Source organism: Cupriavidus sp. C1SS-2L (genome assembly GCF_057073735.1).
Genome location: NZ_CP172708.1, coordinates 805,436 through 826,384 on the forward strand (window position 1 = coordinate 805,436; position 20,949 = coordinate 826,384).

Consider the following 20,949-nt stretch of genomic DNA (forward strand, 5'->3'; position numbering starts at 1 on the left):
GCGCGTCCTCAGGCCTTCACGCGGCGCACCTGGCTGCCGCTGCGCAGCGTGCCGAGGTTGTTGCGCACGACCTCGGTACCGGTTGTCAGTCCCGAGACGATTTCCACCATGCCGCTGCCTTCATCGCGAACGCCGGTCTGCACCGCGCGCTCGGCGAGGACGCCGTTCTCGATGACATAGACGAAAGCACGTTCGCCGTCGCTGCGCACCGCCGAAGCCGGCACCGACACCACACCGCTGCGCTGGCCTAGCACCAGCGCGCCCCGCGCGAACATACCGGCACGCAGCTTGCCGTCGTCGTTCTGCACGCGCACATAGACCATGATGCTGCGCGTCCCCTGGCTCACGGCCGGGTTGATGCGCACGAGAGCGCCGGCAAACTGCCCGGCGCCTTCCACATCGAGCTGTACGGACTGGCCCACCGATGCGCGCGCCACGTCGGCCATCGGCACCGGGGCTTCCAGTTCCAGTACGCGCAAATCGACCACGTCGATCAGGCGCGTGTCGGGCGATACCTTCTCGCCAGGCTGCACGGCGCGCGCGGCCACCATGCCGTCGAGCGGCGCCTTGACCACGGTGTCGTTCAACGCCTTCTGCGCGACAGCCAGGCCGCCTTGCGCGGCATCGAGGTTGGCGCGGGCCACATCCAGGTTGGACTGGTAGTTGTCGAACGCGGTCTTCGAGATGAAGCCTTTGCCGACCAGTTCGCGGTTGCGCTCCCAGGTCTGGCGCGAATTCTCGTATTGCCCGCGTGCCGCCAGCATCTGGCCACGGGCCTGCGCAACTTTGGCCTCGTATTCGGTCGGATCGATGCGCACGATGACCTGGCCGGCGCGCACGGCCTCGCCTTCACGCACGAGTACCTGCAGCACTTCGCCGGAGAGCTTGGCCTTGACCGAAGCCTGGTTCAGTGCGCGCAGGCTGCCCGACAGCGGCAGTGCCACCCGCAGGTCCTGTGCACCGGCCTGTACCAGGTCGGACTGGAGGAACTCCACCACCGAAGGCGCCGCGGTCTGCGTGGGTGCCTGGCGCGCGCTGCTGATCTTGCGCACGGCGGCCGTTGCGCTCAGCACCGCCACGGCTCCAAGCACGGCGATCAGGATCTTCTTGTTTCGCTTCATGTCTTGTCTTGTTGTGCGGTGGCCGCCGGGGCAACCGTGTCCAGATCGTCGGTGCGCTGGCCCAGCCGCTGCGCAGTCATTTCATCGCGGATCTTTTCCCAGATGTAGGGCCCGGATTTCGGGGGCAGCGGACGGTCACGTGTTTCGCCGGCAGTCAGGCCGAACAGCAGCGTCTCGAGCAGGTTGTCGAGGTACGCATCCGGGTCGATTTCCTTGTGCGAATAGAGGCCGAACGAGCGTTGCCACAGCATCAGGAACACCAGCGGCGCACAGACCAGCGTGGTCGTCGGGTTTGGCGGCAGGGCGCGGAACTCGCCGCGCTCGACGCCGCGCGCCAGTACGCGTGTGAACAGCTCGTCTCCGGGCACCATGACTTCTTCCTGGTAGAAGCGCGCGATGTCGGGGAAGTTGCCGGACTCCGCCATGATCAGCTTGGTCAGCCCCGACACCGGCGTGGCACCGATCAGCCCCCACCAGCCGCGCAGCAGTTCGCGCAGCAGTTCCGGCGTCGTGCCTTCGAACCGGTCGACCAGGTCCGTGCCCCGGGCGAGCGCGGGCACGAGGTTCTCTCGCACCACGGTCTTGAACAGTTCTTCCTTGTTGGCGAAATACAGGTACACCGTCCCCTTGGAGACACCGGCTGCGGCGGCCACGTCTTCCAGGCGGGTGGCCGCAAAACCGCGCTCCACGAACAGCTCGAGCGCCGCGGCGACGAGTTCCTGCGGGCGCGCGGCCTTGCGCCGGCTCCAGCGGGGGGCTTCGGTGTCCTTGCGGGGAGCGGAGTGATCCGTGGCGGTGGTCTTGCCGGGGGTTGCCATGATGGGATGAGCGGCGGGGCGCAAGCTTTAATAACTTATGGGTCAGTAATGTAGGGTGACCATATTGCAGGGGTCAACTCGGGTTCGCCCTGCCTCGAACCTGGGACGCGGCGCTCGTACAACAGGTGATGCGTGAAGCCCATAACGGACGGTGGCTGCCAAATGGCCGGGAGGCTCGCCTGCGTTCGGGCACAATGGCGGCTTTGCCGCAGTCCCCCGTTGTTCCGCCACCGCCACTGAACCATCGCCATGACTTGCCAGTCTCACCTTGCTTGCCGCGAAGGCTGTGGCGCTTGCTGCATTGCGCCGTCGATCGCGTCGCCATTACCCGGCATGCCTGCCGGCAAACCGGCGGGCGTACGCTGCGCGCAGCTGCTGCCGGATGCGAAATGCGCGGTGTTCGGTCGCCCCGACCGGCCCGCCTTCTGCGGCGGCCTGCAGCCGTCCGCCGAAATGTGCGGCGACTCGCGCGAATCCGCGCTGCGCTGGCTGACGCAACTCGAAATCCTGACTGCGCCGGGCACTTTGGGCGCGTAAGGACAGAGCCAGCGGACGCGCGCTAATCCATCCATCGGAGACCCTATGATCCGGATGTCCCGGAGGCGCTGCACGGGCGCCATCGCCGCCGCGGTGCTGACCGCCTGGCTGGGTGCCTGCGGTTCCCTCCGCAATGAATACACCTTCTCGCAGAGCCAGTTGCAGTCGGCGCTCGAACGCAAGTTTCCGTTCAACAAGCGCTACCTGGACATCTTCGACATCCAGCTTGCCAACCCGCGCCTGACGCTAGACCCGGTACGCAACCGCGTTAACCTGCAGTTCGACGCCACGGTCGACAACAAGCTGTTCTTCCGCCAGGCACTGTCCGGCCGCTTTGCCCTCGACAGCGGCTTGCGCTATGACGCGCCGAGCCATTCGGTGGTGCTCCAGGATCCTGAGGTGCAGCAGTTCGACGTGCAGGGCCTGCCTGGCCAGTTTTCCCGACAGATCAACGCACTCGGCGGCATCCTGGCTGAACAGTTGCTGCAAGGCTACGCGCTCTACACCTTTCGTCCGGATCAGCTGCGCATTGCAGGAACGGATGTCGAGCCCGGTACAATCACGATCTTGTCCGACGGCATCAACGTCAAGATCAATCGCCCCTGAGCCAAAAAACAGGCATCGGCCCGTCAATATCGGGCATGTCCCCGCCCAACCCATCCCATCCGCATGGAAATCGCACTTGCCCTGAAAGCCGTGATCCTCGGCATCGTCGAAGGACTGACCGAGTTTCTGCCCATTTCGAGCACCGGCCACCTGATCCTGGCCGGCCAGCTGCTCGACTTCAACGACGAGAAGGGCAAGATCTTCGAGATCGTGATCCAGTTCGGCGCGATTCTGGCGGTGTGCTGGGAGTTCCGCCGGCGCATCGCCAACGTGCTAAGCGGGTTGACGACCGACCCGAAAGCGCAGCGCTTTGCCATCAACGTGATCGTGGCGACCGTGCCGGCCATCGTGCTGGCGCTGGTGTTCGGCAAATGGATCAAGGCCCATCTGTTCAACCCGATCACGGTGGCGCTGGCCTTCATCATTGGTGGCGTGGTGATCCTGCTTGCGGAACGACGCGACGCGCGCCGCGGCATGGTGACCAACCCGCGCGGCAATGCCTTGCTGCAAGCCGCCAAGGCGGGCGCCCCGCGCATTGAATCGGTCGACGACCTGAACTGGCGCGATGCGCTGAAGGTCGGCCTCGCCCAGTGCTTTGCGCTGGTGCCAGGCACGTCACGGTCGGGCGCGACCATCATCGGCGGCATGCTGTTCGGCCTGTCGCGTCAGGTCGCGACCGAGTTCTCGTTCTTCCTGGCCATCCCTGTGATCTTCGGCGCGACGGTGTACGAGCTCTACAAGGCCCGCGCCCTGCTGTCCGTCGATGATCTCGGCATCTTCGGCATTGGTTTCGTTTTCGCGTTTCTGTCGGCCTTCCTCTGCGTACGCTGGCTCCTGCGCTTTGTCGCGACGCATGACTTCAAGCCGTTCGCGTGGTACCGGATCGCATTCGGCATCATCGTGCTGGCGACGGCGTACTCGGGATTGATTGCCTGGCACGCCTGATCCGTCAGGCTGAATGCAAAAAAGGCGTGGCCACCATGTGCCACGCCTTTTTTTGCTTGGGCTGCTTGTGTCGGGTTGCGCCGATCAACCGCGCTTGCGGAACACCACATCCCAGACACCGTGCCCGAGCCGCACGCCGCGCCGTTCGAACTTGGTGATGGGCCGGTATTCGGGCCGTTCGGAAAAGCCGTCGGCGGCCGACGACGCATTTTCGAGTGCAGGCTCGCCCGCCAGCACTTCCACCATCTGGTGCGCGTATTCTTCCCAATCGGTCGCGCAATGGATGTAGCCGCCCGGCTTCAGACGCGAAGCCAGCAGCTTGACAAGCGGCGGCTGCACCAGCCGGCGCTTGTTGTGGCGCTTCTTGTGCCAGGGGTCGGGGAAGTAGATATGCACGCCGTCGAGGCAGTCCTCGGTCAGCATGTGAGCGACGACTTCCACCGCATCGTGCTGGATGATGCGGATATTGCCGATTTCGCGCTCATCGGCCAGCTTGAGCAGCGCGCCGACGCCAGGCTCGTGCACTTCGCAGCCGAGGAAATTGTCTTGCGGGCGCAGTTGCGCGATATGCGCGGTCGTCTCGCCCATGCCGAAGCCGATCTCGAGGATGGCCGGGGCCTTGCGGCCAAAGGCGGCTTCCCAGTCCAGCGGATGGGGAGCGTAAGGCACTATCAGGCGCGGGCCGACTTCGTCGATGGCTCGCTGTTGGCCGCTGGAGGTACGGCCGGCGCGTCGGACGAAGGAGCGGATGCGGCGGGGGTGGGCGACGTCCTCAGGAGCATGAACGGGCTGACTAGACTCAACCTGGTCGTCGTCGACCGGTGTCTGTTCGGTACTGGCGTCTTGGGGGTGCATGACAACTAAGAAGCCGCGAGGCGGTTCACCGGTTGATCCGGCGACCGGGGCTCAGGCGGCTTATCCGGATATAAGGCGGAGCCGGCGAAGGAACCCAATGGATTCCAGGGCAAGGTACGCAAGTTGTTGGAGATCAAGCAGTTACTCGGATCGGTGCCGACCATTCTGCCGCACTGAGGCGGGATTCTACCCCATGCACCTTTGATCTGCGGCACCTCGCCATGCAATGGTGCGTTCTCGTGGCCCGGCTACTCTGGTGCATGGGGCAACGGCCTACCAACTTCAGCAAGCGAACGGGTTCAGGGATGGCCTCGTCCAGCGCTCTCTCGGACGAACCCTGCCCTTGCACAGGTCTGGCGACATTCAATGAGAGCTCGCCATAACGGCGGCATAGAAGGGAGGACACTACTCACCGGGCCAGGGCGGCCTTTACAAGGCCTGAGGGCTCAGTTGAGAGGGCTGAGCTTTACTCCTGATTATGAAAACAAGGAAAGCACCAATCATGATCGAATAGTATCCACCCAACACCGGCCAGAAAAACATCAGGTCTGTCAGGCCAAACGAAAAGAAGCCAATGACAAGGGCGCAGCCCATTCTCGCTGCTGTTCGGATGTCTGGTGCAGTATTACTTAGCTCCCGGGCAAAAAAGTATCCCGGCACAAGATACAATGCTAACGCAGAAAGCAGTCCGAACACACCTGATACCACCGTGCTGAACAGGATTTCATTGTGAGAATGGGCGAAGCGCGTCAATTCTCCGGTGATTTCCTTTTTGCGCGCCATTTCCTTAATACTTGAATCGTAGTTCTCTCGGCCGATTCCAAAGACCGGCTCCCTGGCAATAAGCGTAAGGGCCGCGCCCCAGAGTTGAAGCCGATGACCTGTGGAGGTTGATTTTCCTCCTCCGTGGGAGTATGCGGCCAGGTCGGACTGGGTATCAAGAAAACGGTTCGCGGCATTTTGATTCAACGTAAGCATCAGGCCCACCACCACGACGAATGACGCAACCCATAACCACTTACGTCTGACTTCGAGACGGGCAAAAAAGAGGAAAAAGATCAGAAAAAGTGGGATTGCAAGCCAACTGCCCCGCGTGGCGGTCAGCACACTGGTATAAAGCCCCGCGACACACGCGAGGATCTTGACCAAAAGGACTAGTTTAAGCTTCCCTTCGTTCCAGCCAAAGGAGACAACACAAAGGACGCCAGCCAGCAAGGCTATATCGGAATACGCAATGATCGAGATGAAACCGATATTCCCATCGCGGACGTCTCCACCGTTGGTAAAGATATAAGCTTTTGCCATGGCGATCACGGCAGCGGCGAGAAAACTCCACTGAAGCAGCTTCAAATGGCGAATCGGAACAAAAAATAAAATCCAGAACACAAATGGGAAAATGGCGAGGCGAAGTGCCCTGTCATAATCCCTTGCTGCAAATTCTCCAGTCCATAGCTGATTTATAAAGATCGCCAGGCATCCAGATGCCATTGCTAGATGCAACGGCCAGTATGCTTTAAGGAGTTCTCCGAATCCAACGCCATCGGGCTGGAGTCGGATAGTCATCGCCGTCACGGAGAGAATTAGGAGCAAAAAGAGAATCGCATTGCCTGCATTATGGACAAACAGTGCGATGGCCGGATACGCGAGCAACAAGGCTGAAACCAGCGACTGAAACAGCAGCTTCCTTTTTTCCAACATTTCGCTTCTCAATCTCTGTGTCAATATTCAACTTGGACGGTGATCGAGTCCGATCCACAAAGTCCGTTGCCTGCTTGCCCTATGGCGCGCAGTATGTCCCGGGTGGTCGATCCATGGCATTTACGCCGAGAGGGGCATGGGCGGCCAGCTAGGGCGAGCGATATATCCATCGGTGAATAAGGCAGCACTTGGTGTCCCAGGAGAGTCGACAAATTGTGTGGATGGCTCTGCCAAACCCATGCGGACGGAGTGCCGATGCGGATAAAGTGTGTACCGCAAGGCGGCAGTGGGGATTGCCGGGGTCTGGCGGCCATATGATTCACGCACCTGCAACGGCCATGCGTGCCACTGCTCTGTTCGCGACTAAATCGGAGGATCAGACCCTTCGGTATGCAGTGGAGCGGGCGATGGGAATCGAACCCACGTCTTTAGCTTGGGAAGCTAAGGTAATAGCCATTATACGACGCCCGCTTTGGCTAACTTGGGGGCGGATTCTAGCACAAGTTGTTGCAGTCCCGCCGCGATGTCAGGAGCGTGACTTGCCGCCATTGCCTCCTGCCGCGGCGGCCCCGTATGCTTGCCTGTGCGCCGCCGCAACCATCCATGACCGCTTCAAGACACAAGGACCCACCTTGACCACCGACTTCATCGCGCGTTTCGAAGCCGACTGTATCCCGCGCATCGTCGAGGCGATCGTCCGCCTTTATCCGCACCGATTGCGCGTGGAAGTCTTGCCCGGAGCACGGGCCGACTGGCCCGCGCGGGTCCGGATTCAGGGGAAGGGCGCGCCAGAGCTCCAGCGTTTCACGTATCCGCTCGACGTCACCCTTGCCTGGGATGGACTCGAAGTCGAAGCCCTCTTCGCAGCGAACGGCGCGCAGCGCTTCGCCGGCTACCTCGACGCATTGCCCGCCAAGCTCAGGGCTTGGCAGGAGCCGCGCCAGCTTGACTGGAGTTCGCTGTCGCAGGCCGACCCCGCAGTCCTGATCGGCGGGCTCGATTTCGAGCGCTGACGCCGAGACTCAGGCGACGACGCGCACACGGCAGACGGCGGTCTCGTGCTCGCCGGGCTCGAGCCAGCGCAGTCCGTGGCCGTGATGAATAGCATCCGGCAGGCCGAGCCAAGGCTCGACGCAGTAGAAGTCGGCGTCTTCACTTTCCGTCCATGTGGTCACCGCATGCCATGCGACGCAGCCCGGTACGTCGAGGTCGATTGCCAGCGTCCTGCCGGGCATGGCCAGGGTGACGGAGCCGCCGCCCCGCAGGGCATGAAACGTATCCTGCAAGCGGTCGTCGTCCAGCGCATACGCCGGTTCGCCCTGAATGGCGTGAATCAGCCGACCGTCCGGCTCCTGCCTTAGGCGTACCGCTTCTGGCAGCAACAACTGGGTGTCGGGCCGGTGCGCCGCGGGCAAGCTGAAATAGAAATGGTGCCCGGCGTAGTAGGGCAGGCGATCGCTGCCGGTATTCTCGGAGCGTAGTGCCACTTCCACGCCATCTTCGAGCATGACGTAGCTTGCCTCGAAGCGGAATGCGTACGGGTAGCCAGCCCGCGTGCTGTCTGACGACTCCAGGGCCATGACGATCTTGTCGTCGTCGGCGGCGACGACGGTGAAGGGGAGGTCCCGCGCAAAGCCATGCTGCGGCAACGTGTGGGTCGTGCCGTTCGCATCGCGCCAGCGGCCGGCCTCGCCGTCGGCGAAGTGCCGTCCGATGAACGGAAACAGGAGCGGATTTCCACCCCGGATCTTTGCCGGCCGGCTCCAGTCGGCAGCTTCGGGCCAGTAAAGGATCTCTTCCCCGTGGCGAACCCAGCGGACAAGCCGGCCCCCGTACTGGGGCGCCAGCAGTAGATAGTTGTCGTCGTTGCCGACGCGGATCAGATCCTGGTTCTGGAAGCGTTGAATGTTTTGAAAGGCCATCGCTTTGCCGGGTGTTTGACGACGCGCCGAATTCTACGTGGCTGCGGCCGCCCGGGCCTGTTTGCTCATGCCGCGAGCTCGTTCGTGTAGATCGTGTCGCGCACCAGCGGATACACCTGCGTCTCCCAACGCTTGCCATTGAATACGCCGTAGTGGCCCACGCCCGTCTGCACATGGTGCATGCGCATGTAAGGGTGCAGGCTGTCGCACAAGTCCTGGGCGGCCATGGTCTGGCCGATGGCGCAGATGTCGTCGCGCTCACCTTCCACGGTCAGCAATGCGGTACGGCGGATTGCGCGCGTGGAGACACGACGTCCGCCCACATCCAGCAGTCCCTGCGCGAGCAGGAAGCGCTGGAACACCATGCTGACGGTTTCGAGATAGAACTCTGCCGCAAGATCCATGGTGGCGAAGTACTCGACATAGAAATCCTGGATGGCGTCGGCTTTTGCATGTTCGCCGCGGGAACGCAGCGCGTGCATTTCGCGCAACGTCTGTTCGTGCCGCTCCAGGTTCATGCTCATGAACGCCAGCAATTGCACAAAGCCCGGATAGACGCGGCGCAGTCCGCCGACAAAGCGCAGCGGCACAATGCCGATCAGCGTGCTCTCGAACCACTCGATCGGCCGGCTCATGGCCAGTTCATTGACCTTGGTCGGGTTGACGCGCGCATCGATCGGGCCGGCCATCAAGGTGAGGCTGGGCGGCTGGGCCGGATCATCGTCCTCGGCCATCAGCGCGGCGGCGGCCAGCGCGGCGACCGTGGGCTGGCATACGGCCATCAGGTGCGTGTGTCCGCCAAGTTCTTGCAGGAAGGTAATCAGGTGTCCCACGAACTCGTCGAAACCAAAGCGCCCGGCAAACAGCGGGATGTCGCGCGGATTGTGCCAGTCGGTAATGTAGACGTCATGGTCCGCCAGCATAGTCTGCACGGTCCCGCGCAGCAGGGTGGCGAAGTGGCCGGACATGGGGGCGACCAGCAACACGCGAGGCTGGCCGGTGACACCGTGGCGGCGAAAGTGCAGCAGCGAGCAGAAGGGCGTCTGCGCCACCACCTCTTCGGAAACCTGCACAGGCAGCCCGTTGACGACTACGCTGTCAATACCGAACGCGGGGCGATGGTGGGTCAGGCGTGCCAGCGACAGGATCTCGCAAGCGGCCCAGAGCGATCGCAGGGATTCACACTCGGCGGCGTGCTTGTTGGTGGCGATCACCGAGGCGGTGTAATCGGCCAGCGTGCAGCCAGCGTGCATCATATCCGCATAGGTCTGGTATGCCTGGTACAGCATGGCTCGCCTCCCGTGATCCCGTGAGACCCGTATGCGCAATATATATGCCATCGGCATGAATGGTGGCACAAGCTTTGCGAAGCGCGTGGTGATGGACACGCAAAACCCATCGCGGGTGAAGTGGCGGGCGCGTGAGTGGTTAGCGCGCTTCACACTGGTGCCTACGCGCTGCACTGCATGGGTGCGCGGCGCGGGCGTATATCTAGTCGTGGCGATCGTCCCGACGGGCGACAAGGAGGCGAGATGGGCAAGACCACACTCACCATCAGCAGCAAGACCTATTCGTCATGGTCGCTGCGCGGCTGGCTGCTGGCACGCTTCGCCGGGCTGGAGTTCGAAGAGGTGCTGGTGACCCCGGACGACCCGGCCGTGCGCGCGGAAATCCTCCTGCTGTCGCCGTCTATCCTCGTGCCTTGCCTGCGCCATCAGGGCGTGACCGTGTGGGACACGCTCGCGATAGCCGAGTACCTGAACGAAATCAGTCCCAAGGCGGGGCTGCTGCCCGACGACCGCGCCGCCCGCGCGCACTGCCGCGCGATCTGCGGCGAAATGCACTCCGGCTTTGCGGCCATGCGTGCGGCGCTGCCGATGAACCTCAAGGGGCATTTCCCCGGGCTGAAGGTGTGGTCGCGGGCGCAGGCCGATATCGACCGCATCACGGCGATCTGGACGGAGTGCCTGACGCGCTATGGCGGGCCCTACCTGTTCGGCACGCGCACGATGGCGGACGCCATGTATGCGCCAGTCGTGACCCGCTTCGTGACCTACGGCGTCATGCTCGACCCGGTGCCGGTCGAATACTGCAAGCAGATCCTGTCGATGCCCGAACTGCAGGAGTGGACGGCGGCAGCGCGCGAAGAGCCCGACGAAATCAGCGAACTCGACGTCGAATTCTGATACTGCGTCAGGCGGTTGCTGACTCCGCCTGCCGTGCCGCGAGGTAGCGCCTGGCGTAGTCGAAGTACCAGTCGAGGCTGTCCGGGTTGGCCATGGCATCCCGATTGGCGATGCCAACCGGCGCATGCCCGAGCAGCAACTTCTTGATCGGCACCTCCATCTTCTTGCCGGACAGTGTACGCGGCACGGCCGGTACCTGAACGATCTCGTTGGGCACGTGGCGTGACGACAGCGCCTCCCGGATGCGCATGCGCAGCGTGTCGCGCAACGCATCGTCAAGGGCGATTCCCTCGCGCAGTACGACGAACAGCGGCATGTACGATTCGCGGCCGAGGTACTCGAGGTCCACCACCATGCTGTCGATGACCTCGGGCAGGTCTTCTACTACACGGTACAGCTCGCTCGTGCCCATGCGGATGCCGTGCCGGTTGATGGTGGCGTCGGAGCGCCCGTAGATGATCGCGCCGCCGCGCGCCGTGATCTTGATCCAGTCGCCGTGCCGCCAGGCGCCGGGATAGGTGTCGAAGTAGCTGTCGCGGTAGCGCTTGCCGTCGGCATCTCCCCACAGGAACAGCGGCATCGACGGCATCGGCTCCGTGCAGACCAGTTCGCCAACGGTGTCGATCAGCGCTTGTCCGTTGTCGTCAAAGGCCTCCACTTTGGCGCCGAGACAACGGCATTGCATCTCCCCGGCATACACCGGCAGCAGCGGACAGCCCGCGACGAAAGAGCCCGCGAAATCGGTGCCGCCAGACATCGGCACGAGCCAGATATCGCTGCGCACATGGCGGTAGATCCAGTCGTACGCTTCCACCGGCAGCGGCGAGCCGGTTGAGCCGAGCCCGCGCAGCCGGGATACATCCGCAATGCGTGCCGGTTCGACGCCAGCCTTCATGCAGTTGGTGAAGAACGCCGCGCCGGCGCCGAACAGCGTCACACGTGCGTCGTCGACAAAGCGCCACAGCACGCCGGCATCCGGCCACGCCGGGTTGCCGTCATAGAGCGCGATGGTCGTGCCCAGCAGCAGGCCGGCGACCTGCGCGTTCCACATGATCCAGCCACTGCTGCTGTACCAGTGGAAGACATCGTCGGGGCCGAGGTTGTTATGGAACGCCATCAGCTTGAGCTGCTCGATGACGATGCCGCCATGGCCGTGCACGATCGGCTTGGGCATGCCCGTGGTGCCCGACGAATAGACGATCCACAACGGGTGGTCGAACGGCACGGATTCGAGCGCCAGCGGCACGCGGTGGGCCAGCAGGTCCTGCCATGCGTGCAAACGGACGCCCTCGCGCGCAGCGGTGGGATTGCCGTTGTGCGGCACGATGATGACATCGGTCAGAGATGGCAATGCGGCGACCAGGTCCGCTATCACAGGCGCACGGTCATAGTCCTTGCCGCCGTAGCGGTAGCCATCGACGGCGATCAGCACCTTGGGTTCGATCTGGCGAAAGCGGTCGATCACGGCGACCTGACCCATGTCCGGCGCGCAGCCGGACCACACCGCGCCGAGGCTGGCGGTGGCGAGGAAGGCGACGATGGTGGCGGGGATATTCGGCAGGTAGCCCGCCACGCGGTCGCCACGGCCCACGCCCATCTGGCGCAGCGCATGCGCGAGCGAGGCGACCTGCGCTTCCAGCGCAGCCCAGCTCACTTCTTCCAGTGCACGGTTTTCTCCGGCGTGGCGGATGGCTGCCCGCTGGCGGGCGACGCCGCTGCCGGCATGGCGGAATACCTGCTGCACGTAGTTCAGGCTGGCGCCGTCGAACCAACGCGCTCCCGGCATCACGCGCCGGTCCAGCACACCTTGCGCGGGCGTGTCGAAGTGCACGTCGAAGTAGGCGCGCACCGCATCCCAGAAACTCTCGATCTCGGTGACCGACCATTGCCAGAGGCTGGCGTAGCCGTCGAAGGCGAGCCCCCGCTCGCGCTGGAGCCAGCGCATGAACTGCGCGAGCTGGCTGCCGTCGCGGAATGCGTCGGACGGCGTCCACATCAGTTGCCCTTCTGCGAGGGTGGTCATGTCTCCTCCTTGCGCCCGTCTACGCGGGGATCGGATGGTGTGGTCGAACGGGGCAGGGCGGGTGCCTTTCGATGCGCCCCGGGGTTCAGCCTGACATGATAGCGGCGGCCGCGCTCACGTGCCGGCGGGGCGGTCGAACAGCGTCGCCATCATGCCGTCGACCTTTGCCTTGACCGCCGGATCCATGCTGATGGTGCGGCCCCATTCGCGCGTGGTTTCGCCCGGCCACTTGTCGGTGGCGTCGATGCCCATCTTGGAGCCAAGCCCGGACACCGGCGAGGCGAAGTCGAGATAGTCGATCGGCGTGTTCTCGACCAGCACCGTGTCGCGCGCCGGATCGACGCGCGTGGTGATGGCCCAGATCACCTCCTTCCAGTCGCGCACATCCACGTCGTCGTCCACGACCACGATGAACTTCGTGTACATGAACTGCCGCAGGAAGCTCCACACGCCGAACATCACGCGCTTGGCGTGGCCGGCGTATTGCTTCTTCATGCGCACCAGCGCCATGCGGTAGCTGCAGCCTTCGGGAGGCAAATAGAAGTCGGTGATCTCCGGGAACTGCTTCTGCAGCAGCGGCACGAACACCTCGTTGAGCGCCACGCCGAGCACGGCGGGCTCGTCGGGCGGTTTGCCGGTATAGGTCGAGTGGTAGATCGGGTCGCGCCGCATGGTGATGCGGTCGATCGTGAAGACCGGGAACCAGTCCTGCTCGTTGTAATAGCCGGTGTGGTCGCCGTAGGGGCCTTCGAGCGCATGCTGGTAGCCCGATGGATGGTCCGGGTCGGGCTGGATATGGCCTTCCAGCACGATCTCTGCCGATGCCGGCACGCTTAGTTCGGACAACGTGGGCGTCAGGCATCCGGCCAGCGCCGTGCGGCTGCCTCGCAGCAGGCCGGCGAACTGGTACTCCGACAAGGTATCCGGCACCGGGGTCACCGCGCCGAGGATCGTTGCAGGATCGGCGCCAAGCGCCACGGCGATCGGAAACGGCTTGCCGGGATTGGCCAGCGCGTGTTCGCGGAAATCGAGCGCGCCGCCCCGATGCGCGAGCCAGCGCATGATGACCTGGTTGCGGCTGATCACCTGCTGGCGGTAGATCCCAAGGTTCTGCCGCTTCTTGTGCGGGCCCTTGGTCACGACCAGCCCCCAGGTGATCAGCGGCGCGGCGTCGCCGGGCCAGCAGGTCTGGATCGGCAGGCGTGCCAGGTCGACGTCATTGCCTTCCCAGACGATCTCCTGGCAGGCCGGGCTGCTGACACGCTTGGGCGCCATGTCCCACACCGACTTGGCCAGCGTGAACAGCTTGCCGGCCTCGCGGAGTCCGCGCGGCGGCTCGGGTTCCTTGAGGGCCGACAGCACGCGGCCGATGTCGCGCAGGTCCTCTAGTGATTGCGCCCCCATGCCGAGCGCGACCCTGTGTGTCGTCCCAAACAAATTGGCGAGCACCGGGACGCTATAGATGCCTTCAGGGCTGCGGAAGCCTGCCGGCCGATCGAACAGGACTGCCGGCCCGCCAGCGCGCAGCAGGCGGTCGCAAATCTCCGTCATCTCCAGATTCGGAGACACCGGCGTGCTGACGCGCCGCAGCTCTCCCAGTTGCTCAAGCTGGCTGATGAAATCGCGCAAGTCTTTGTATTGCATGGTGAATTCAGTTCTTGGTGCGGCACTGCGGAAGGGCCGTGGCATCGAAATGATGTGTGCCACGATACACACGTGCAGGCGTCCCGGCAAAAAAATCGCTTGTTTGCGTCAACGCGAATTGTAAGTTTTTTGACGCTGCAAGCGCTGTCAGAATCGGTGAAAGCCTAGGCCCTGCCTACGATTCCGGGCATTCAGGTGGCGTTCGGTCAACCTGCAGACAACTGTTACAAATAACAAAAAGTATGATTATTTGAAATCGTTATGCTTGACTGGTTATAAAAGGGTTCCTACAATCGCGTCTGTTCGATGGGGTGTTGCGTCGCAACATGGAATTTTGCCCTGTGTCAAGGGGCGCACAAAAATTTTGTGGGCAGAAGATTCCACCATCCACACCGATCATTCGAGGCCCGACAGACACGAGGCCCGATCGGTCGCTTCCGGCGGATCGTCGGAGCATGTTGAGTTGTCCGTGGCAGGGCGCGTTCCCCCAAGAGCGTGCCCTGTTTCCAGTTGGGCGCATGGGGAGCGCCTGCCAACAGGTGCTGGCCGCCACTGCTAGGCGGCGCGGCATCCTTACTTGAGTACGTTGAGATCGGGTGTGTGCCGCTGTCAGGGCGCGCGCAGCGGGCAACGGATGGAGGTAAGCATGAGCGGTTGGAAAACCCTTCATCTTCCCGGCATCGGGCGGGCATTGCAGGTCCGCTTCAGAAAGCCGGTACCCGGAGTGAATCGGTCGTTTCAGTTCCGATTTGCGCATCCGGTCGCGGGCCGCGCCTTGCGCACGGGCCGTACAACCTTGAAGTACGCGCTGAACAGCCTCGGCGTGGTGTCGGTCGTTACGGCCGTCTCGCTGTCGTTGAGCCAGGAATGGCGAACCACGCTGGCCGCGTTGCTGGCTGGCGATGAAGCGCCGGCAGTCCTCGTGACTGCAGCCGCGCCTGCCGTGGCGACAAACACTACCGTTGCCGCCGTGCCTGCAAGCTCGGCCGACGTAGCGGCAGCCAAGCTCGGCTTTGGCCGGGCCGGCCTGCCGACGGTATCGGGCGTCGATGAATGGAGCGTGGCTGCAGCTGCCAAGGTGCCGTCCGTGGCCCATCTGGCCGCGCAGATCCCGGTGACGCGCGTGGCGCTCGACGCCCGCGGCAACAGCGCGCTTGGCACGGCACGCGAACAGGCGGCCGTGGCCGACTACATCGCGCGCAAGTACCGCGTGGCGGCGCAGGCCACCGCGCAACTGGTCAAGGCGGCCTACCTGACCGGCCGCGAGGTCGGCATCGACCCGCTGCTGATCCTGGGTGTGATCGCCATCGAGTCCAGCTTCAATCCGTACGCCGAAAGCGGCGTGGGGGCGCAGGGCCTGATGCAGGTGATGACCAAGGTCCACCAGGACAAGTACGAAGCCGTCGGCGGCGTGGCCGCTGCGCTGAATCCGTACGCGAACATCAAGATCGGCGCGCTGGTGCTGAAGGATTGCATCGCGCGTGCGGGCTCGCTCGAAGGCGGGCTGAAGTACTACGTCGGGGCGACCACCAATACCGATGGCGGCTATGGCGCCAAGGTGCTGGCTGAACGTGCGCGCCTGCGCCAGCTGCTGGGGGTGCGTGTTGCCGACGCGCCAGCCGAGAAGGCTGGCGACGGCAAGACGCAGGCGGAACGCCATCAGAGTGGCGAGAAGCTGGAGGCGGCGAGCAATACGCAGCAGAGCGCCTGAAGCAACGATCGCCCTCAAAGAAAAAAGCACCCCGCGGGGTGCTTTTTTGCTTTGGCCGTTTTCGGCGCCGCCGCTCAGCGAAACAGCTTCTGCAGCCGGGCCATGGCTTCCTCGATGTTCTGGCGCGAGGTCGCGTACGAGATCCGGATGTAGTCCTGCGCCGTGTGAGGCCCGAAATCCTGGCCCGGCACCATGACCACGCCGGCGTCGTGCAGCATCGCCTGGGTCAGCTTGTCGGCATCGCCAGCCGCGGGGTGGTTGACCTGGCGGCAATCCGCGTAGACATAGAAGGCACCGTCCGGCATGACCGGCACGTGCAGGCCGAGCGATTCCAGCGCCGGCACGATCAGGTCGCGGCGGCGGCGGAATTCTGCCTTGCGTTCGTCATAGATCGCCATGGCTTCGGGCGAGAAGCACGCCAGTGCGGCATGCTGGGCCACGGCCGAGGCGCAGATGAACAGGTTCTGCGCGACTTTCTCGAAATCCGCCACGAGCGCGTCCGGCACCACGAGCCAGCCGAGGCGCCAGCCGGTCATATTGAAGTACTTCGAGAAGCTGTTGACCGTGACGACGTTGTCGTCGAGGCTCAGTGCGGATACCGGCGGCGCGTCATACGACAGGCCCTGGTAGATCTCGTCGAGGATGGCGAAGCCCTGCCGCGCACGCACCGCCTGCAGGATGCGGCCGAGTTCGTCGGGCAGGATCGACGTGCCGGTCGGGTTTGACGGCGACGCCAGCAGCACGCCGCGCGTGCGTTCGTTCCAGTGCGCTTCGACCTGCGCGGCGGTGAGCTGGAAGCGCTCGGCCGGGCCGCTCGGAATCATCCGCGCCGCGCCATCGAAGGCCGCGACGAAATGCCGGTTGCACGGATAGCTCGGGTCCGGCATCAGCACCTCGGCGCCGATCTCCACCAGCACCGCGCAGGCCAGCAGCAGCGCGCCCGATGCGCCGGCCGTGACGATCACGCGCCGCGCCGGGATCTCGAGCCCGTACATGGTCTTGTAGTAGCCGGCGATGGCTTCGCGCAGCGCGTAGATGCCGAGCGCACCCGTGTACTGCGTCACGCCGCGCCGCATGGCGGCCTCCGCGGCGCGCACCACGGGCTCGGCGGCGGTGAAGTCGGGCTCTCCGATCCCCATGTGGATGATGTGGCGGCCCGCGCGTTCGAGTTCATTGGCCTGCTTGGCCAGTTCCATGACGTGGAACGCGTCGATATTGGCAAGGCGGGAGGCGGTGGCGAGGCGCTGCGGGTCCATGGCGATTCGGCGATGCCCGTTGCCGGGCGGGTGATAGAAGTAAAAACACCCGCGTCAGCGGGTGTCGTATCCGTTGCGGCTGGGCGTTGAACCCCGGCGCTTCAGCGGCGCGCCGCGACCTCGGCCGACCGTACTTGGGCGGCCAGCTTGTCCAGCACGCCGTTCACGTACTTGTAGCCCTCGACTCCGCCAAAGGTCTTGGTCAGCTCGACGGCTTCATTGATGACGACCTTGTACGGAATGTCGACGCAGTGCACGAGTTCGTAGCTGCCCACCAGCAGGGCGGCACGCTCGACCGGCGACAGTTCCTCGACCTTGCGGTCCAGGAACGGCTCGAACGCCGCCGTCAGGCGCGCTTCTTCGCGCACGGCGCCATTGAGCAGCGCGTCGAAGTGCTCGCTGTCGGCCTTGTTGAAGCCCTGGGCGTCATGCAGGTGGGCCTGGATCGCGCCGATGTCGTTGCGGTTCAGCAGCCATTGGTACAGGCCCTGCAGAGCCAGCTCGCGCGAGCGGCGGCGCGCGCTCTTGGGCGGCGCCTTGGCCTCGGTGCGGGCAGCGGGCTTGGTGCCAGCCGCCGGCTTGCCGGTTTCAGGCGTGTCACTCATCGTCGTCCTCGTCTTCTTCATCTTCCTGATCGCGCAGCGAATCGAGCGCGACAACCAGGTTGGCCATTTCCACGGCGGCGCGGGCGCAGTCGCGGCCCTTTTCGCGCGTGCGGGCGTGGGCCTGCTCGTCGGTATCGACGGTCAAGATGCCGTTGGCGACCGGCATGTTGAAATCCAGGCCGACGCGCGTGATGCCGGCACCCGACTCGTTCGAGACCAGCTCGAAATGGTAGGTCTCGCCGCGCACCACGGCGCCCAGCGCCACCAGTGCGTCGAACTGGCCGCTTTCAGCCATCTTCTGCAGTGCCAGCGGCACTTCCAGCGCGCCCGGCACGGTCACCACCAGGGTGTCTTCGCCTTCGACGCCGAGCTTTTCGAGCTCGGCCACGCAGGCTTCGAGCAGTTCGGCGCAGACCGGCTCGTTGAAGCGGGCCTGCACGATGCCGATACGCAGGCCTTCACCGTCGAGGTTGCTGGGGTAGAAGCCGTGATCCATTGTTCAGTTCTCCAGAGTTCGCTATGGTGGCGACGCCAGGGCGTGGCCACCAGGATATTCAGTTTTGCTTGGCCTGCCCGTTCATGGGCTGGTAGCCGGTCACTTCCAGATCGTAGCCCGTCATGCTCGGCATGCGCTGCGCAGCGGCCAGCACGCGCATCTTGCCGACGCCCACATCCTTCAGGATCTGCGCGCCCATGCCATAGGTGCGCAGGTCCGGCTTGCGGCGCGGGCGGTTCTGCGGTTCGTCGAGCGCGGTGAATTGCGTGAAAAGCTGATCGGCCGAGTCGCCGCAGTTCAGCAGCACCATCACGCCGCTTTCGGCCTTGGCGATGGCCTCGAGGGCAGCCGGCATGCTCCACGAGTGCGTGGTGCGGGACACTTCCAGCAGGTCCAGCACCGACAGCGGCTCATGCACGCGCACCAGCGTTTCCTTGTCCGCCGAGGGCGTGCCCTTGACCAGCGCCAGGTGGGCGTGGCCGGTCGGCTTGTCGCGGTAGGCGATGCTGTGGAACGTGCCATACGGCGTTTCCATGGCGCGCTCGCCAACGCGTTCGACGATGCTCTCGGTGCGGCTGCGGTAGTGGATCAGGTCGGCGATGGTGCCGATCTTCAGGTTGTGTTCCTGGGCGAATTCGATCAGGTCGGGCAGGCGCGCCATGGTGCCGTCGTCCTTCATGATCTCGCAGATCACGGCGGCGGGCGTCAGGCCGGCCAGCGCGCCCAGGTCGCAGCCGGCTTCGGTATGGCCGGCGCGGATCAGCACGCCGCCGGGCTGGGCGGTCAGCGGGAAGATGTGACCGGGCTGGACCAGATCCGAAGGCTTGGCGTCGCGCGCGACGGCCGCCTCTACGGTACGGGAACGGTCAGCCGCTGAAATGCCGGTGGTCACACCTTCCGCTGCTTCGATCGACACCGTGAAGTTGGTGCCGTGCTGGGTGCCGTTGCGGCTCACCATCGGCTGCAGGTTCAGCTGGCGGCAACGCTCGGCGGTCAGTGTCAGGCAGATCAGGCCGCGGCCGTGCTTGGCCATGAAGTTGATCGCTTCCGGTGTGACGAAATCGGCAGCCAGGACCAGGTCGCCCTCATTTTCGCGGTCTTCTTCATCCACGAGGATGACCATGCGGCCGGCACGGATGTCGGCAATGATGTCTTCGGTACGGGCGATTGTCATGGCTGCTGGGCGGCAAATAGGGGCGAGGGGCGGCCAGCTGTCAGGCGGCCGCTCAAACATGCGGTGGAATGCTGCGGAGTGTGCGCCGGCCGGGCATGGGCAACGGCCGGGACGCGTATCGTCAAACCGGATATTGTACGCCAAGGCAGGCAATGGAGGAGCGCGCCCGGGCCAGCCGCTTGGATAGCCGGGTGCTGGCGCGGCGCCCGAGGCACGCCGCGCAAGATTTCGACCGGGCTTCAGTGGCAGGGTGGTTGCCCGTGGTCGTGGACGATTACCCCATACCAACCCATGCCGGGGTAGGTTTCGTAGCCCGGCGTACGCGCAAAGGCGACCAGCCGGCCCGCCTTGTCCGTATAGAAGCCGGATGGGGCGTTCCCATCCTGGAGCGGGAACACCTCGTCGAGCACGCCGACGCCATCGGATGCGGCGATCACGCGGCGTCCGGAATCGAGCAGCAGGCAACGCGTGCCGCGCCATTCCTCCTGCGACAGCCGCACATGCTTCACCACCGCGTCGGCTTGCGGAGCCCAGTCGAAGAAGATCGCCAGCACGCCGATCGGCTCTCCATCGGCCTTGCCATCGGCGCGGATCGCGGTGGCGTAGGTGGCCACTTCGGACTGGTTCAGGAAGCGCGACACGGCGATGTCGTGCGAGATGTAGTCCTGGCCCGAGGCAGTGCCCATGGCGCGGCGAAACCAGTCCACGCCCGACACCATCTTCCCGGTCACGCTGCCGTAGGTGCCGGGCCGGCCGTTGGCCAGCACGCGGCCCTGCGCGTCGATGACCCACAGATCCAGATAGACCGTATAGCTGTCCAGGATCACGCCGAGCCGCTTGCTGGCCCACGCGCACGTCGATGGCTCAGGCTGCGCGGCGGCGGCCACGATGGCTGCGTCGGTGGCCCACCAGCGGACATCGCACGAGCGCTCGTAGAGGTTACGGTCGATCAGTTCGATCATGTTCAGTGCCATGTCGGCAAAGCGCTGGCCCTGGTGGTCGCGCATCTGCCGGATCATGGCGTCGCCGAGCTGCGTCAGTTCCGCGATCGAGCCTGCGAGCTCGCTGTTGAGTTCGGCTGTGATCGCCGAGATGCGTTCGGACACCTGCTTGACCTGGCTGGCCACGACGCTGAAGCCGCGGCCCGCATCGCCGGCGCGCGCGGCTTCGATCAACGCGTTCAGCGCCAGGAATTTCGTTTCGCGGTTGATCTCCGCAATGCCCGAGATCTTTCCGTCCGCGACGCGGCCGACGTGGTGGGACAGTTCAACGATGCGGTCGGCACTTGCCAATTGCTTTCTCCCTTTGATGATTATTCTTTCGGGCGCCTGATCGTGGCGAGGCGCCCTTGC

At 64.3% G+C, this 20,949-nt stretch carries 19 protein-coding genes and 1 tRNA gene; 6 read left to right on the forward strand and 14 right to left on the reverse strand.

Annotated elements, in window-relative coordinates; all coding sequences use genetic code 11:
- Positions 1 to 8: 8 nt before the first annotated feature.
- Positions 9 to 1,121: an efflux RND transporter periplasmic adaptor subunit gene (locus ACIGJG_RS03735; RefSeq protein WP_483672782.1), complete on the reverse strand. Its 1,113-nt coding sequence runs from the start codon at positions 1,119 to 1,121 to the stop codon at positions 9 to 11.
- Positions 1,118 to 1,939, reverse strand: a complete 822-nt coding sequence (locus ACIGJG_RS03740; RefSeq protein WP_483672783.1) for a TetR/AcrR family transcriptional regulator — start codon at positions 1,937 to 1,939, stop codon at positions 1,118 to 1,120. Before ACIGJG_RS03740 ends, ACIGJG_RS03735 begins: the two co-directional genes overlap by 4 nt.
- Before the next feature lie 249 nt (positions 1,940 to 2,188).
- On the opposite strand from ACIGJG_RS03740, the gene ACIGJG_RS03745 reads away from it, so the two are divergent.
- The 3 genes from ACIGJG_RS03745 to ACIGJG_RS03755 all read left to right on the forward strand — a co-directional run bounded on the left by ACIGJG_RS03745 (position 2,189) and on the right by ACIGJG_RS03755 (position 4,027).
- Positions 2,189 to 2,476 carry a YkgJ family cysteine cluster protein gene (locus tag ACIGJG_RS03745; RefSeq protein WP_011296940.1) on the forward strand — a complete coding sequence of 96 codons (288 nt, stop codon included), beginning with the start codon at positions 2,189 to 2,191 and terminating at the stop codon, positions 2,474 to 2,476.
- A gap of 45 nt (positions 2,477 to 2,521) precedes the next feature.
- Positions 2,522 to 3,082, forward strand: a complete 561-nt coding sequence (locus tag ACIGJG_RS03750) for a DUF1439 domain-containing protein (protein WP_483672784.1) — start codon at positions 2,522 to 2,524, stop codon at positions 3,080 to 3,082.
- A 63-nt stretch (positions 3,083 to 3,145) separates the two neighbouring features.
- The gene (locus tag ACIGJG_RS03755) at positions 3,146 to 4,027 is read left to right on the forward strand and encodes an undecaprenyl-diphosphate phosphatase (protein WP_011296942.1); all 882 of its coding nucleotides are present in this window, start codon (positions 3,146 to 3,148) and stop codon (positions 4,025 to 4,027) included.
- Between the two features lie 84 nt (positions 4,028 to 4,111).
- Here the strand turns inward: ACIGJG_RS03755 and trmB are convergent, their stop codons facing one another.
- The 3 genes from trmB to ACIGJG_RS03770 form a co-directional block, all read right to left on the reverse strand.
- On the reverse strand, positions 4,112 to 4,882 hold the full coding sequence (gene trmB, locus ACIGJG_RS03760; protein WP_011296943.1) for a tRNA (guanosine(46)-N7)-methyltransferase TrmB: 771 nt from the start codon (positions 4,880 to 4,882) through the stop codon (positions 4,112 to 4,114).
- Positions 4,883 to 5,311: 429 nt separating this feature from the next.
- The gene (locus ACIGJG_RS03765) at positions 5,312 to 6,580 is read right to left on the reverse strand and encodes an O-antigen ligase family protein (protein ID WP_041679502.1); all 1,269 of its coding nucleotides are present in this window, start codon (positions 6,578 to 6,580) and stop codon (positions 5,312 to 5,314) included.
- 396 nt (positions 6,581 to 6,976) lie between these two features.
- Positions 6,977 to 7,051 (reverse strand) — tRNA-Gly (locus ACIGJG_RS03770).
- Between the two features lie 161 nt (positions 7,052 to 7,212).
- Between ACIGJG_RS03770 and ACIGJG_RS03775 the strand changes: the two genes are divergently transcribed.
- Positions 7,213 to 7,593, forward strand: a complete 381-nt coding sequence (locus ACIGJG_RS03775; protein WP_011296945.1) for a DUF5594 family protein — start codon at positions 7,213 to 7,215, stop codon at positions 7,591 to 7,593.
- A 9-nt stretch (positions 7,594 to 7,602) separates the two neighbouring features.
- On the opposite strand, the gene ACIGJG_RS03780 is transcribed toward ACIGJG_RS03775, so the two are convergent.
- The gene (locus ACIGJG_RS03780; RefSeq protein ID WP_483672785.1) at positions 7,603 to 8,502 is read right to left on the reverse strand and encodes an aldose epimerase family protein; all 900 of its coding nucleotides are present in this window, start codon (positions 8,500 to 8,502) and stop codon (positions 7,603 to 7,605) included.
- A 65-nt stretch (positions 8,503 to 8,567) separates the two neighbouring features.
- Positions 8,568 to 9,791: a polyhydroxyalkanoate depolymerase gene (locus ACIGJG_RS03785; protein WP_011296947.1), complete on the reverse strand. Its 1,224-nt coding sequence runs from the start codon at positions 9,789 to 9,791 to the stop codon at positions 8,568 to 8,570.
- A gap of 243 nt (positions 9,792 to 10,034) precedes the next feature.
- On the opposite strand from ACIGJG_RS03785, the gene ACIGJG_RS03790 reads away from it, so the two are divergent.
- Entirely contained in the window at positions 10,035 to 10,688 is a 654-nt protein-coding gene (locus ACIGJG_RS03790) for a glutathione S-transferase family protein (RefSeq protein ID WP_011296948.1), read from the forward strand.
- A 7-nt stretch (positions 10,689 to 10,695) separates the two neighbouring features.
- On the opposite strand, the gene ACIGJG_RS03795 is transcribed toward ACIGJG_RS03790, so the two are convergent.
- Together ACIGJG_RS03795 and ubiD are read right to left on the reverse strand one after the other, a co-directional pair.
- Positions 10,696 to 12,711: an acetoacetate--CoA ligase gene (locus ACIGJG_RS03795; protein ID WP_483672786.1), complete on the reverse strand. Its 2,016-nt coding sequence runs from the start codon at positions 12,709 to 12,711 to the stop codon at positions 10,696 to 10,698.
- Positions 12,712 to 12,825: 114 nt separating this feature from the next.
- Positions 12,826 to 14,355 carry a 4-hydroxy-3-polyprenylbenzoate decarboxylase gene (ubiD, locus tag ACIGJG_RS03800; RefSeq protein ID WP_483672787.1) on the reverse strand — a complete coding sequence of 510 codons (1,530 nt, stop codon included), beginning with the start codon at positions 14,353 to 14,355 and terminating at the stop codon, positions 12,826 to 12,828.
- A gap of 646 nt (positions 14,356 to 15,001) precedes the next feature.
- Here ubiD and ACIGJG_RS03805 point away from each other — a divergent pair.
- Complete coding sequence (locus ACIGJG_RS03805) at positions 15,002 to 16,066, forward strand: lytic transglycosylase domain-containing protein (protein WP_483672788.1); 1,065 nt, start codon at positions 15,002 to 15,004, stop codon at positions 16,064 to 16,066.
- A gap of 74 nt (positions 16,067 to 16,140) precedes the next feature.
- On the opposite strand, the gene ACIGJG_RS03810 is transcribed toward ACIGJG_RS03805, so the two are convergent.
- The 5 genes from ACIGJG_RS03810 to ACIGJG_RS03830 form a co-directional block, all read right to left on the reverse strand.
- Entirely contained in the window at positions 16,141 to 17,322 is a 1,182-nt protein-coding gene (locus ACIGJG_RS03810; protein WP_483672789.1) for a pyridoxal phosphate-dependent aminotransferase, read from the reverse strand.
- Between the two features lie 101 nt (positions 17,323 to 17,423).
- Complete coding sequence (gene nusB, locus ACIGJG_RS03815) at positions 17,424 to 17,927, reverse strand: transcription antitermination factor NusB (RefSeq protein WP_011296953.1); 504 nt, start codon at positions 17,925 to 17,927, stop codon at positions 17,424 to 17,426.
- Positions 17,920 to 18,423, reverse strand: a complete 504-nt coding sequence (gene ribH / locus ACIGJG_RS03820) for a 6,7-dimethyl-8-ribityllumazine synthase (protein ID WP_011296954.1) — start codon at positions 18,421 to 18,423, stop codon at positions 17,920 to 17,922. The genes nusB and ribH overlap by 8 nt, the downstream gene beginning before the upstream one ends.
- Before the next feature lie 58 nt (positions 18,424 to 18,481).
- The gene (gene ribBA / locus ACIGJG_RS03825; protein WP_140951344.1) at positions 18,482 to 19,597 is read right to left on the reverse strand and encodes a bifunctional 3,4-dihydroxy-2-butanone-4-phosphate synthase/GTP cyclohydrolase II; all 1,116 of its coding nucleotides are present in this window, start codon (positions 19,595 to 19,597) and stop codon (positions 18,482 to 18,484) included.
- Positions 19,598 to 19,836: 239 nt separating this feature from the next.
- Entirely contained in the window at positions 19,837 to 20,889 is a 1,053-nt protein-coding gene (locus ACIGJG_RS03830) for a methyl-accepting chemotaxis protein (RefSeq protein ID WP_041679504.1), read from the reverse strand.
- Between the last annotated feature and the right edge of the window lie 60 nt (positions 20,890 to 20,949).